The organism is Chitinophaga jiangningensis, from assembly GCF_900142605.1.
Lineage (GTDB): Bacteria > Bacteroidota > Bacteroidia > Chitinophagales > Chitinophagaceae > Chitinophaga > Chitinophaga jiangningensis.
This window is the reverse complement of record NZ_FRBL01000006.1, coordinates 58,915-71,445: the sequence shown is the minus strand read 5'-3', so window position 1 is coordinate 71,445 and position 12,531 is coordinate 58,915. Positions and strand designations below refer to the sequence as shown.

Sequence of the window (12,531 nt, the reverse complement as noted above, 5' to 3'; positions counted from 1 at the left end):
CAACCAAATTTAGCGTCAGATGACACAGACCGCCCAACGATTTCTTCCATTGGATGTATTCCGTGGATTGACCGTTTGTTTTATGATTATTGTAAACACCGGAGGCACGGGTGGCGTATATGCACCGCTCGAACATGCTGCCTGGCACGGGTTTACACCTACCGACCTGGTTTTCCCTTCCTTCCTGTTTGCGGTTGGCAATGCGATGAGCTTCAGCATGAAAAAATTTAACACGCTGACGCAATCGGCCGTGCTCGGTAAAATATTTAAACGCACTGCCATTATATTTCTGCTGGGCTTTCTGATGTATTGGTTCCCGTTTGTACATCATACAGAAAACGGCCTGGCTGCTAATCCGTTTTCTCATACCCGCGTATTTGGTGTGTTACAGCGTATCGCGCTGTGTTACTGCTTTGCATCTCTCCTCATCTATTACTGTAATAAGAAAGTAGTATGGAGTATCAGCGCCTTACTACTGCTCGGCTACTGGGCCATACTTTGGTTTTGCGGTACACCCGGCGACCAGTACGGCATTCATGGCAATGCAGGTTCAGCACTGGACCACTGGCTGTTAGGTGATGATCACCTGTACCATGGAGAAGGTTTTCCATTTGATCCTGAAGGGCTCCTCAGCACCTTCCCTGCCATCGTGAATGTAGTAGCGGGTTATTATGCGGGTTTGTTTATACAGAGAGAAGGAAAATCCACCGCCGGCGTACTGAAACTGGTACTGGCCGGAGCCGTCCTCATCGGTGCGGCCTGGTTATGGAATCCGCTGTTTCCGATCAATAAAAAACTCTGGACCAGCAGTTATGTATTGCTGACCGTGGGAATAGACCTGGTGATACTTGCGGTATTGATTATGATCATCGACATTATGGGTATTACGGCCGGAACCGGCTTCTTTACAGTATTTGGGAAGAATCCATTGTTCCTTTATCTGCTGTCGGAAGTACTGGCCATACTTTTTTACTTTTTCAGAGTGGGCAACGTCAACGTATACACGTGGATTAATGAAAACATTTTTCAACAGCTGTCACCGGGCAAATTTGGCTCACTGCTTTTTTCACTGTCCTTTATGCTGGTGTGCTGGCTGGCCGGCTACTGGCTGGACAGAAAGCGTATATATGTTCGAGTATAAGCAGATATTGTTACATTAGCGACAAATATCAGGATATATGGAACTTTCATTAAAGGGAAAAACAGCTTTAATATGCGGCAGTTCCCAGGGAATAGGCCTGGCTACTGCTATTGAATTGTCGTTACTGGGTGCCAGCTGCATACTGCTTGCCCGTAATGAAGAACGCCTGGAGTCCGCGCTGGCACAGCTTCATAATGGTACCGGCCAGAAGCACAGGTATGAAATTGCCGACTTTTCCGATATCAATGAGGTGATTAGTGTGGCCAATGATCTGGCTGCTACTACGCCTGTTCACATCCTGGTAAACAATACCGGCGGCCCTGCCGCGGGTCCTATATTAGACGCGGAAACGAAAGCTTTCGCCAATGCCTTTGAGCAACACCTGCTTTGCAACCAGGTACTGGTGCAAGCGCTGGTGCCAGGTATGATCGAAGCCGGTTATGGCCGCATCATCAATATTATCAGCACTTCTGTAAAGGCACCGCTGAAAAATCTGGGGGTATCCAATACCATCCGGTGGGCGGTAGCATCCTGGGCCAAAACCCTCGCTACGGAAGTAGCGCCGCATGGTGTGACGGTGAACAATGTGTTACCGGGGTCCACCTCTACCGGGCGACTCACGGCCTTATTTGAAACTTCGGCCAAACAGCGGAAAGTTACCCCGGAAACGGTTTCTAAAGAATGGCTGAACGAAATACCGATGAAACGCTTTGGCGAACCTAAAGAAGTGGCTGCACTGGCGGCCTTCCTGGCATCGCCGGCAGCAGCGTATATTACAGGTACCAGCATCGCAGTGGATGGAGGTAAAACACCCGTGATGTAATTATAATTTTTAAATTTTTTATTGGAGGGGACGGTGCCTGCGGCATCGTCCCCTCTTACATTATAGCCTTTGCTTTTAGTCGGGGTTATAACCCTACGCCGTCAACAAAATGTTTATTGTGGTGTTAAACAAAAGCAGATCACCCAATCATCCCGCATGAAAGTCGCTTTATTCATACCATGTTACATCGATGCCATTTATCCTGAAGCGGGTATAGCCACCTATGAGCTGTTGGAGCGATTTGGACTGGAGGTAGCCTATCCGCTCAATCAAACATGCTGCGGGCAGCCAATGGCCAACGAAGGCGATCAGGAGAATTCAGCCGCCGCGGAGCGCCTGTTTGTGGAAAACTTCAGCGGGTATGAATATATCATCGGGCCTGCAGGCAGCTGCGTAAAGCATGTACGCCACCACCTGGATGCCATTCCCCAAACAGCAGCGGTAACGGAAGTAAGAACGCGGACTTATGAACTGGTAGAATTTCTGCACGACATACTCCAGGTAGAAGCCTTTCCTTGGGCTTATTTCCGGTATAAAGCCAGCCTGCATAACAGCTGCAGTGCTATCCGCGGTTTGCACATAGCCCAGCCATCGGAGCATATGGCGCCTTACTATAATAAAAGTGAATCGCTCCTGAAAATGGTAGAGGGACTGGAGCTGGTACCGCTGGACAGGCCGGATGAATGCTGCGGATTTGGCGGTACCTTTTGTGTGACAGATGAGGCGGTGAGCGCGCGGATGGGCCTCGACAAAGTACATGACTATGAGCGGCAGCGTGCGGAATATGTGATTTCCCCGGATATGTCGTGCCTGATGCATCAGCAGGGTATTGCCCGCAAAGCGGGAATTGATATGAAGTTTATCCACATTGCCCAGGTATTAAATGGCGGACCATTTTAAAGGAAGTGTATGGCAAAACAACGTGTAGACGTAGCCGGTAATGCGGCATCGTTCATCGATCAGGATGATATTCATGAACCGGTTCATGACAAAAACCTATGGGCGGCACGCATGAAGCGTGATGCTGCAGCCAGGGCAGTTCCCGAATGGGAAGATCTGCGTACCATTGCCTCACTTATCAAAGAGCATACACTCACCCACCTGGACCATTACCTGGAAATGTTTGAAGCCAATGCCATTAAGCGAGGCGCAAAAGTATACTGGGCAAGAGATGCCGCAGAGCATAACCAGCATGTATGGGAGATATTATCTGCCCGTAATATAGATGCGATTATTAAAAGCAAATCCATGTTGCAGGAAGAATGCGGAATGACCGCCTTCCTGGAAAACAGGGGAATATCCGTCACGGAGTCAGACCTGGGGGAACGTATTCAGCAACTGGACAATCAGCCACCCAGCCATATTGTGATGCCGGCCATTCATAAAACCCCTGCGGATATTGCCGGGATATTTGCAAAGGCCATAGGCACCGATCCCAATAATACCGATCCGCATTACCTGAACGAAGCCATGCGGGCAGATGCACGCAAACGCTTCCTGAAAGCAGGCGCCGGGATGACGGGCGCCAACTTCGCGATTGCTGAAACAGGAACATTTGTAGTATGTACCAATGAAGGCAATGCAGATATAGGCGCTTCAGTACCACCCGTACATATCGCCAGTATTGGTATAGAGAAGTTATTGCCGAAGGTGAGTGACCTGGGCGTATTTATCCGGCTGCTCTCCCGCAGTGCGCTGGGAACTTTGGCCACCCAGTACACCTCTCACTTCAGCGGGCCGCGGAAAGGTGGAGAGCTGCATATCATTATCACGGATAATGGTCGCAGTAAGCGTTTAGGACTGGATGACTTCTGGCATAGCCTGAAATGTATCCGTTGTGGTGCCTGCATGAATACCTGTCCTGTATACCGCCGCAGCGGCGGGCTGGCTTATGGTGCTACTTATTCAGGGCCGATAGGAATTATCCTGGATCCGACTTTTGATGAATCAAAATACAGTGAGTTGCCTTACCATAGTACCCTTTGTGGTTCCTGCTCGGAGGTATGCCCGGTGAAGATTGACATCAGTGACCAGATTCTGAAATGGAGAAAGGTAATGGCTGCTAAAAAATATTTACCGATTAGTCGCCGCCTGGCCTTTGGTGCGGCGGGAAAGGTATTTGAACACCCTACCTTGTTTCATGGCGCTGAAACTGCCGCCAGTGCCGCCATGAAGGTGACGCCACACTTCCTGCTCTACAACCGGGGATTAAATCCGTGGGGGCGTCACCGTGAGTTACCACATTTCGCGAAGCAAACGTTCCGGGAGTGGTATTTACAGTATAAACAAACAGACAAAGACCAAGAACCGCAACAATAACTGTACACTTTAAAAACTGATAAGATGACTCTCAACCCGCGTGAACAAATTCTGGACGCTGTGCGCCATCATCTACCGACCGAAAAAGTTGATTACCCGGCTGTTCCTGTTTTTCAGAAAACCATATCAGCGATGCTGCCTGCCTTTGAGGCGCGTTTGAAAGAGGCCGGTGCTACTGTGCACAAACCTGCTGACCTGGCTGCGGCGCAGGCGCTGCTGGCGCAGGAGCATGCCGATGCTAAAGTAATCTGTAGTGCTACGCCTGACCTGCAGGGCAATCGCGATATTCATAAAGTTGTGAATCCGCATGAGCTGGCGGATGTGGATGTGGGCGTAATCCGCGCCGGCTTTGGGGTGGCTGAAAACGGGATGGTATGGCTCACCCAGGAAGACCTGGTGGTGAATGCACTGGGTTTCCTCTCCCAGCACCTGGTTATATTACTTAAACCTACGGAGCTGGTAGCGGATATGTATGATGCCTATATGCGGGTACACCTGGAAGATACCGCCTATGGTTGCTTCATGATGGGGCCTTCTGCCACCGCGGATATCGGGGCAGTGCTGGTGCATGGAGCACAGGGAGCCAGGAGCCTGAGTGTGTATCTGGTTTAATGAACTAAGATGTCAGCAGGGCAGGTTATAACTGATACTGCTCAGCATACCCTCGCGGAAATGAAGCAGGATCCCGGCGTCACCATTGGGGGACTCCCTCAGCAGGATCACATCGGACTTCCCTTCATTTTCCGCCTGTTGTACCGCCATGGGGAAGAGCTTGCGGGCATCTTCCCAGGTGATGCGATTATGCAGGGTAATGTTACCGCTGGTGAGGCGGGTTTGTGGCTGAAAGTAAAACTGATCGCAGACTACGGAGTCGCGGCCGATTTCAAACAGTGACCCTGCTGTATAGGCATATTGAAAATCTTCATCCAGCTGGCCGCAGATGGCGTTATAATCAGGAGTAAACAGGCTATCGGCCGCTCCCCATGCCTGCTGGAACTGGCTACGTGTAGCGTAGAGCGGTAGTTTATTGTTGACCCTGGCATTTGCGAAATCAAATACTTCTACATTGTTCCAGGCTACGTCCGCATGTAATTCCATGGCGGCTGCCATAGGTGTAGCGTTCAGGTCGAGGGCGGCTGCCGGTGCGGCTACGGCTATCTGATCCGCATCCTCATGACTTTGGTTATTCTGGCAGGCCATAGTGGCGCTGAGTGCCAGGAGACATAATACTCTATACATAGTTTCCCGGTTATACGGATAAGGGCTTTCTTAAGCCTGACGAAATTATAAACTTCCTTTGGTTTTCACGGGTTCCAAATTAAAGCATAAAACTATTGGAAAATGATAATTTTATGCAATCGTTTGCATAAATCAAAAACTGGGGTTACTTTCGGTTAATAATCCACGTAATTGTTATGAAAAAACTAGCATTATTCTGCCTGGGCATGAGTATGGGAAGCCTTGCCCTGGCGCAGGAGAGTGACATTGCCATCGTAAGGAAGGTGGCGGATCACCTGATTGCCCATGCCGGCTTTAAATTTATTGGGGACAACAACCAGACTTATACTTCCAGCAAGGATATTCCTGCGGGGGTAAAGGTGAAAGTCTCAGATCCTACCAGTAACTGGCATTATCCGAATGGGGTGACCAACATTGCCATGATGGACCTGGCGGCATATACGAAAGACAGCAGGTACAGTGACTACGCCAAACGCCACCTGGACTTTGCCTTCGACAACAGCAAACCTTTTGAATTATTACAACAACAGAATAAAAAGTATCCATCTTTTCCTTTCAACCAGCTGATTAATTTCAGGGTACTGGATGACTGTGGGGCGATGGGAGCCAGTGTTTTAGATGTGTATCAACAGGTAAAACGCCCTGAGTACAAGACGTATATTGACAATGCAGCCAATCATATTTTCAGTAAACAGGAGCGTTTGCCTGACGGTACTTTCTGCAGGCCTAATCCTTATCAGTGGACTATCTGGGGCGATGACCTGTACATGAGTGTACCGTTTCTGGCGCGCATGGGCAAGCTCACCGGCGACAAGAAATATTATGATGATGCGGTGAAGCAGGTATTACAGTTTTCGAAATACCTCTGGGATGAAAAAGCGGGCCTGTATGTGCATTATTACTACGAGGATTTGAAACGCCAGGGTGTGGCGCATTGGGGTCGTGCAAACGGCTGGGTGATGATGGCAAAGGTACAGTTGCTGAATTTCCTGCCGAAGGATCATCCGGGCAGAGCTGCGGTGCTGGCTGACTTAACCAGGCAGATACTGGGAGTGGCTCCTTATCAGTCCGCCTCTGGTATTTTCCACCAGGTGCTGGACAAAACGGACTCCTATACAGAGACTTCTGCCACCGCCATGTTTGCCTATTGCATAGCGCGCGCGGTAAATGAGGGCTGGCTGGACAAGCGTTATATTACCATTGCAGAAAGAGCCTGGGAAGGGATCGTAAAGGAAAAGATTACCGAAGATGGTATGCTGAAGGATGTATGTATTGGTACGAATACTTCTGCTGATATTACGTTTTATTACAACCGCCCTACGGAGTTAAATGATTTTCATGGCATCGGCCCTGTAATTGAGGCTGGTATTGAGGTTGCGAGGTACCATGCTGCCAATCCACCAAAGAAGAAGTGATCGTGATTATAGTATGAAACAATCGAAGGGGGCGCCTGTTGCGGGCGCCCTTTTATTTTGTGGTTACTTGTTCAGCATCTTTTTCACTTCTGACTCACAGGTTTGTATGTTTTCCCAGATCAGTTTATCCACGCACACAGTGCCTTTGTATTTGATGGTCAGTTTTGTTTTCCGGAGGATGACCTGGTAATATTCGGGGGCATCGGGGGAGTTTTCCCAGGTGACGATGCCTTTTTCATCGATGCCGCCGCCGATTTTATCTTCGATGAGCGCATTGATTTTTTTACGGAGGCTGTCGGGCACCTCGTATGCTACGTCCGTTTTTGTGAGGCAGGTATCATACGCGGGTTTTCCGGCGAGGGTGGCTGCGCGGGACCGGGGCGAAAGGCATAGCAGTAACAGGGCTGGTACAGCCAGCAGCATAAGGGATTTGATACTCATTTTCATGGCATGTGGAATTAATGATAAGGAGATATAGCGTTACAATTTGTCAAGTTTTACAAGCCGTGCGGAATATGCAGATTTTGGTATGTATCGTTTCTTATTACCTATTATTAAAATAGCATATTTAATGGACATTACAAAAAATAATCCCGGCGGAAGCCGGGATTCTGTGTTTAACTAATATTCAATTGTAAACCCCAAAAATAGTTAAGGTTTGCAATGCGGTATTAATACCTGCTTTGCAGCATCCAGAGAATTTTCCGGCTGGCGTCTGTCATGCCGGTGGTAGAATCCTGCGGGATGAAGTGTCTTTTAAAGGCGGCAATAGCAGCTGTGGTATCTTTCACGTCGTATCCGATGATACGGAGTGCCTGGATGTTGTTGAAATCACCGGGAACCACTGCATTGGTGGTATCACCGAACCAGCTGCCAAATCCTTTTTCGGCCAACTGTTGCCAGGGGAAGTATGCGCTGGGATCAACTTTTCTTCCGGGGGCTATATCCCCGTGTCCAACGAAGTTGTTAACAGGGATGTTAAAGCGATTTTTCAGGGTATCCAGGAGTACTAACAGGCTATTTATTTGTTTATCAGAAAATGGTTCTTGTCCGTTATTGTCCAGTTCTATACCTATGGAGGAGGAGTTAATATCTGTGATATTGCCCCATTTGGCTACGCCTCCGTGCCAGGCGCGCAGGTAGTCGTTCAGCATGTGATGAATCATACCATCGCGGCAGATCACATAGTGAGCGCTTACCTGGGTTCTTTCCATTGTAAATGTTTTAAGCGTCTGTTCGCAGGAATTCTGTGCAGTATGGTGAATGATCACCAGGTTAGGCTTTCGCAGGTTAAAATTGGTGGTGCCTACCCAATATGGAGGGGTTAATCCATCAGCACCGCGGTATTGGGCGGGTTGCTGGCGAATAGAACTACCATAAACTTTAGCCTGACGCTTATAGGTTTTATTAGCAGCGTTGTATGGATTTCTGGCACAATTGGCCAATACCATAGCCATCACACATGCAATAAGGATTCCGGCGTAGCGCTTCATTTAAATACTTTTTTAAGTTAGGATTAATCGGTGAATTGTTTGATGATGGCCGTCATCGCTTTACGGAAACAGCCATAGTATTGCTATTTCAGGACTTATTTTTCGTGCCGTACCAGTGCACTGCAATAGTTTCGCAGTGGTTTTAGTGAAGGAGTGGCTGTTTGCCGGCTCCGATCTGTTTTTATGATCCTTAACCGGCAATTTATTCCTGCATCAGGAGTTTACCTTTGTTTCCAGCAGTTTCTTAATAATGCCTCTTCTCACTTCGAACATTTGTTGGGTGAGTTCACGTGCTCGTTGCAGCACTGGCAGTTCCGCTGTTTTTGGTGAACCTGCGTGAAACGGTGGTTGTGGATTATATTCCAGTTGCAGCTGAATTACTTTGGCCAGTTCCTCTCCACCGATCATGGCGGTAAATAACAGTCCAAAATCAATGCCTGCTGTTACGCCTCCGCCCGTTATACGATTGCGGTCCTTTACAATACGCTCCTGTACTACTTCTACATCGAACATGCGGAGCAGGTCCAGGGAGCGCCAGTGTGTGGTAGCCTTGTAGCCATCCAGCAGGCCCGCTGCCGCGAGTACCAGTGCGCCGGTGCATACAGAAGTAAAGTAACGAGCGCCGGCAGCCTGCGTTTGAAGGAACCTGATTATGTTGTTGTTCGTCAACACATCGTTTATTCCTCTGCCACCCGGCACAAACAGCACATCCAGTTGTGGTGCGTCGGCAATGGTGGTGTTTGCAAGGAGCTGCAGTCCACCTTCGGCGATGACTGGATCCGTTGTTTCGGCGATGGTAACCACTTCGAAGCACCATGCCTTGGCAAACACTTCATACGGGCCGGTAAAATCCAGAATGGTAACACCTGGGAACAGCAGCATTCCAACTTTTAATTTCTGCATAACGGGAGGGTTTACGAACCTCAATATAACGTATATGCCTGCATGTTGGTTACCTGAATTGTTCGTATTTGTTAACAGGCAGTATATGGTTGAGTTGCGCTACTTCAGCTGCCATTAGCGGTAAGGCAGCGGAGGCTGCAACAGCATCACTGAGGTGGGCCGCCGTTCTGATCCCGAGTATAGCCGATGTAACGGCTGGCTGCTGCAGTACATAACGCAGTGCTGTTTGTGAAGCCGGCCGGTTTTCTCCGGACAGTGTACTAATGCCTGCCGCAGCCTGTGCTACTTCTTTGGCGCTGTAGTTCAGGTAAGGCGCCGCAGCTTTGCCTGCCAGCAGTCCTTTTGCTACGGTGCCACGTGCCAGCACGCCGATATTGTTTTCCATCAGCAGCGGGAAGCTGGTTTCTTCCGGACGCCGGTCGAGTAAACTATACTGCATCATTACGCTGACAATATTTGATTTACGCACGTATTCCCTGATCACTTCCGGGCGTATGGACGAGATCCCATAATACCGGATTTTCCCCTGCTGTACCAATATTTCAAAGGCCTCGATGGTTTCATCGACCGGATCCTGGATGGTGCCGCCATGCAGCTGATAAAGGTCGATATAGTCCGTATTAAGCCGGCGCAGACTATCTTCTACGGAGGCGAGTATATATTTTTTTGAGGGGTTCCAGTCCCAGCCGGAGCCATCCGCTTTCCATTGGTTCCCTACTTTGGTGGCGATTACCAGTGCCTCTCTTTTAGCAGTGGCAATGGCTTTACCCAACGAGATTTCGTTGTTACCATGATCATACAGGTCAGCGGTATCAAAGAAGTTGATGCCATTGCTGATTGCCTCCTGAATGAGGACAGCGTTTGCCTGATCATCTGCTCCGAGCGACATACAGCCGAATCCGACTTCGCTGATCTGCAGGCTGGATTTGCCTAATTGATTGTATTTCATCTTCCTGATTTTCTGATTTACAACAGCAGCAAATTAGTAAAAGCAGTGGGATTAGTATGCACAATTGTATTTGGAATAGCGGGCCGCTTAGACAAGCGGCCCATTATTTTCATATCAATTGTACCACCCTAAAATATTTTGACAGTGCAGTGCAGCGCACTACAGCTGGGATTTCCAGTATAGTGAACAGCCTGGACAAGCCGTTCCGTCAGTTATGTCCTATAGTTGTTGGATAGACTGTTGAACCTATAATCAAACATATTTTAATACTGCCACCATCGACAGACCGGTTTCAGGGAAAGGGGGACAATCTGAAAAGATATCCCCGTTAACACATGAAACTGAATCAATCGTTTTCAAACTTATGGTGCCAGAAAAGTATATATAGACGGCGAAGCAGTGCTCCGGCCGGAATTTTCAGCAAACGGACTGTTTAAAAAAACAATCCGGTTCTTTACCCATTTCCTTCTACGTTATTATGGCAGTCCTAATGCGTGAACATGCAATGCGCATTATGATAACCTGATCACTCCCACTATGGGATTGCATGAGAAAACATATCAAATCAAATCACACCAGTAGTCGCTATTATTAGAAATCATGGCCTATTTAAGTGAGTTAGCAGAAAGGGGACCATCTGGACAAACGGTCCCGTCTGAACTCAAAATAAATCCCTTAACAGAAACTCAACGGGTCATTACCAGCTTGATTTCCGGACAACAAACAACCATGGCAGTACTACTGCCGGGTAACTACAACCGGAAACCGTAAATTGAGAATATACCTGATGAATTATGTTACTGATGCTACAGAGCTAAACATCAGCCAGGGATTAACAAATACTGCACTGAACTATGACAGCGCGTATTAAATGGTTGGTTTTTCACCGGTTTTTTCAATAATCATGGCTTTAATGCTTTATGGTCTAAAAAATTTTAAGTATTTTAAAGCTAAATGCATCAGATTCTTTGCTGTTATCTGATTGATAATTTGATTATCATGAAGCAAAAATAGGAAGCACTGCGACACGAAAACCAGGTTTAAAGGAATTTTGATCCCCGAATGAGAATGAACAGAAAAAAGGCACGCTGAACAAAATGAACAAAGGGCAGTTCTCATCGATTTAATCACAAGCGGCAATACAGTAACCAGTTTCTGAAAAACTACTTTCCCGCAGCACATCAGCAATCGCTCTGCGGAGGATGATTACCGTTATACACCTGCTGGCAAGGTTTTCGACTTTTATTCAACACTAAAAAACATTCATATGCTGCAACAAATCAGCGGTACTTTATTCGGCGTGGCCATTGGCGATGCCCTCGGCGTACCAGTGGAATTTGAAACACAGGCCTACCTGCGGGAAAAACCTGTGACGGACATGCTGGGTTATGGCAGCTGGAATCAGCCCCCAGGCACCTTTTCCGACGACTCCTCCCTTACCTTTTGTACGGCAGAAAGCCTGATAAGCGGGTACGACATCCACCATATGGCGCAATTGTTCGTAAAATGGTATAGTGAAGGCTACTGGAGCGCACATGGCAAAGTATTCGACATCGGCAACACCACCCGCAGGGCGCTGCACCGCGTTAGCACCGGCACCTCGCCCTTGCTTACCGGTGGATTCGAAGACTTCGAAAACGGCAACGGCTCCCTCATGCGCATTGCCCCGGTTACATTTTATGTGGCCCACGAAATGGATATTGAAAAAAGATACCAGACGGTAAAGGAAGTTTCCGGTATTACCCATCAACATTTCAGGTCAGTATTCGCCTGCTTTATCCAGGTGGAATTCCTGCGACTGCTCCTAACGGAGCAGGATAAACAAACCGCCTATCAGCGCCTCCAACAGGTGATCCAGAGCTTTCTGGCTGTAAGGCATTTTAGCCCCGCTGAAGTAAAACTCTATAAACGAATCCTCGACGGCACCCTCCCTGCTTTGCATGAGGAGGAGATCACCGCCTCCGGCTACGTGGTAAATACCCTGGAAGCAGCCATCTGGTGTTTCCTCACCACCAACACCTACGAAGAATGTGTGTTGAAAGCGGTGAACATGGGAGAAGATACCGATACCACCGGCGCAGTAGCGGGAGCTTTAGCAGGCCTTCATTATGGCTACGACCAGCTCCCGGAAAAATGGATAAACGCCCTCGCCAGAACCGCGGATATCCAGTCCCTGGCGGAAAGATATAAAGAGGCATTAAACTTGCAGCCTGCATAAGTGTCAAATACCTGTAGTGCCGGGAAATTCC

The 12,531-nt window shown here is 48.3% G+C and carries 12 protein-coding genes; 7 read left to right on the top strand and 5 right to left on the bottom strand.

Annotated features, from left to right (window positions below):
• Positions 1–19 precede the first annotated feature (19 nt).
• The 5 genes from BUB18_RS15805 to BUB18_RS15785 all read left to right on the top strand — a co-directional run bounded on the left by BUB18_RS15805 (position 20) and on the right by BUB18_RS15785 (position 4,895).
• Positions 20–1,141 (top strand): acyltransferase family protein, encoded by a 1,122-nt coding sequence (locus BUB18_RS15805; RefSeq protein WP_073082912.1) that lies wholly within the window; start codon positions 20–22, stop codon positions 1,139–1,141.
• A 37-nt stretch (positions 1,142–1,178) separates the two neighbouring features.
• Positions 1,179–1,964: an SDR family oxidoreductase gene (locus BUB18_RS15800; protein ID WP_073082910.1), complete on the top strand. Its 786-nt coding sequence runs from the start codon at positions 1,179–1,181 to the stop codon at positions 1,962–1,964.
• 156 nt (positions 1,965–2,120) lie between these two features.
• Positions 2,121–2,864 carry a (Fe-S)-binding protein gene (locus BUB18_RS15795; protein WP_073082908.1) on the top strand — a complete coding sequence of 248 codons (744 nt, stop codon included), beginning with the start codon at positions 2,121–2,123 and terminating at the stop codon, positions 2,862–2,864.
• A gap of 9 nt (positions 2,865–2,873) precedes the next feature.
• Positions 2,874–4,283: a lactate utilization protein B gene (locus tag BUB18_RS15790; protein ID WP_073082906.1), complete on the top strand. Its 1,410-nt coding sequence runs from the start codon at positions 2,874–2,876 to the stop codon at positions 4,281–4,283.
• A 24-nt stretch (positions 4,284–4,307) separates the two neighbouring features.
• Positions 4,308–4,895, top strand: coding sequence for a LutC/YkgG family protein (locus tag BUB18_RS15785; RefSeq protein WP_073082905.1), 588 nt, complete (start codon positions 4,308–4,310; stop codon positions 4,893–4,895).
• 12 nt (positions 4,896–4,907) lie between these two features.
• Here the strand turns inward: BUB18_RS15785 and BUB18_RS15780 are convergent, their stop codons facing one another.
• Complete coding sequence (locus tag BUB18_RS15780; protein WP_073082903.1) at positions 4,908–5,522, bottom strand: hypothetical protein; 615 nt, start codon at positions 5,520–5,522, stop codon at positions 4,908–4,910.
• Between the two features lie 176 nt (positions 5,523–5,698).
• Between BUB18_RS15780 and BUB18_RS15775 the strand changes: the two genes are divergently transcribed.
• On the top strand, positions 5,699–6,937 hold the full coding sequence (locus BUB18_RS15775) for a glycoside hydrolase family 88/105 protein (protein WP_073082902.1): 1,239 nt from the start codon (positions 5,699–5,701) through the stop codon (positions 6,935–6,937).
• A 63-nt stretch (positions 6,938–7,000) separates the two neighbouring features.
• On the opposite strand, the gene BUB18_RS15770 is transcribed toward BUB18_RS15775, so the two are convergent.
• The 4 genes from BUB18_RS15770 to BUB18_RS15755 form a co-directional block, all read right to left on the bottom strand.
• Positions 7,001–7,384 (bottom strand): hypothetical protein, encoded by a 384-nt coding sequence (locus BUB18_RS15770; protein WP_073082899.1) that lies wholly within the window; start codon positions 7,382–7,384, stop codon positions 7,001–7,003.
• Between the two features lie 224 nt (positions 7,385–7,608).
• Complete coding sequence (locus tag BUB18_RS15765; RefSeq protein WP_073082897.1) at positions 7,609–8,430, bottom strand: N-acetylmuramoyl-L-alanine amidase; 822 nt, start codon at positions 8,428–8,430, stop codon at positions 7,609–7,611.
• A gap of 213 nt (positions 8,431–8,643) precedes the next feature.
• Entirely contained in the window at positions 8,644–9,333 is a 690-nt protein-coding gene (locus BUB18_RS15760; RefSeq protein WP_073082894.1) for a DJ-1/PfpI family protein, read from the bottom strand.
• 49 nt (positions 9,334–9,382) lie between these two features.
• The gene (locus BUB18_RS15755; RefSeq protein ID WP_073082892.1) at positions 9,383–10,282 is read right to left on the bottom strand and encodes an aldo/keto reductase; all 900 of its coding nucleotides are present in this window, start codon (positions 10,280–10,282) and stop codon (positions 9,383–9,385) included.
• A 1,267-nt stretch (positions 10,283–11,549) separates the two neighbouring features.
• On the opposite strand from BUB18_RS15755, the gene BUB18_RS15750 reads away from it, so the two are divergent.
• Positions 11,550–12,500 carry an ADP-ribosylglycohydrolase family protein gene (locus BUB18_RS15750; RefSeq protein WP_073082889.1) on the top strand — a complete coding sequence of 317 codons (951 nt, stop codon included), beginning with the start codon at positions 11,550–11,552 and terminating at the stop codon, positions 12,498–12,500.
• The last annotated feature ends 31 nt before the right edge of the window (positions 12,501–12,531 follow it).

What these genes read in the sequence shown, in the direction of transcription:
- BUB18_RS15805 (WP_073082912.1), top strand. Translation starts at nt 20, where the DNA reads ATGACACAGACCGCCCAACGATTTCTTCCATTGGATGTATTCCGTGGA.
- BUB18_RS15800 (WP_073082910.1), top strand. Translation starts at nt 1,179, where the DNA reads ATGGAACTTTCATTAAAGGGAAAAACAGCTTTAATATGCGGCAGTTCC.
- BUB18_RS15795 (WP_073082908.1), top strand. Translation starts at nt 2,121, where the DNA reads ATGAAAGTCGCTTTATTCATACCATGTTACATCGATGCCATTTATCCT.
- BUB18_RS15790 (WP_073082906.1), top strand. Translation starts at nt 2,874, where the DNA reads ATGGCAAAACAACGTGTAGACGTAGCCGGTAATGCGGCATCGTTCATC.
- BUB18_RS15785 (WP_073082905.1), top strand. Translation starts at nt 4,308, where the DNA reads ATGACTCTCAACCCGCGTGAACAAATTCTGGACGCTGTGCGCCATCAT.
- BUB18_RS15780 (WP_073082903.1), bottom strand. Translation starts at nt 5,522, where the DNA reads ATGTATAGAGTATTATGTCTCCTGGCACTCAGCGCCACTATGGCCTGC.
- BUB18_RS15775 (WP_073082902.1), top strand. Translation starts at nt 5,699, where the DNA reads ATGAAAAAACTAGCATTATTCTGCCTGGGCATGAGTATGGGAAGCCTT.
- BUB18_RS15770 (WP_073082899.1), bottom strand. Translation starts at nt 7,384, where the DNA reads ATGAAAATGAGTATCAAATCCCTTATGCTGCTGGCTGTACCAGCCCTG.
- BUB18_RS15765 (WP_073082897.1), bottom strand. Translation starts at nt 8,430, where the DNA reads ATGAAGCGCTACGCCGGAATCCTTATTGCATGTGTGATGGCTATGGTA.
- BUB18_RS15760 (WP_073082894.1), bottom strand. Translation starts at nt 9,333, where the DNA reads ATGCAGAAATTAAAAGTTGGAATGCTGCTGTTCCCAGGTGTTACCATT.
- BUB18_RS15755 (WP_073082892.1), bottom strand. Translation starts at nt 10,282, where the DNA reads ATGAAATACAATCAATTAGGCAAATCCAGCCTGCAGATCAGCGAAGTC.
- BUB18_RS15750 (WP_073082889.1), top strand. Translation starts at nt 11,550, where the DNA reads ATGCTGCAACAAATCAGCGGTACTTTATTCGGCGTGGCCATTGGCGAT.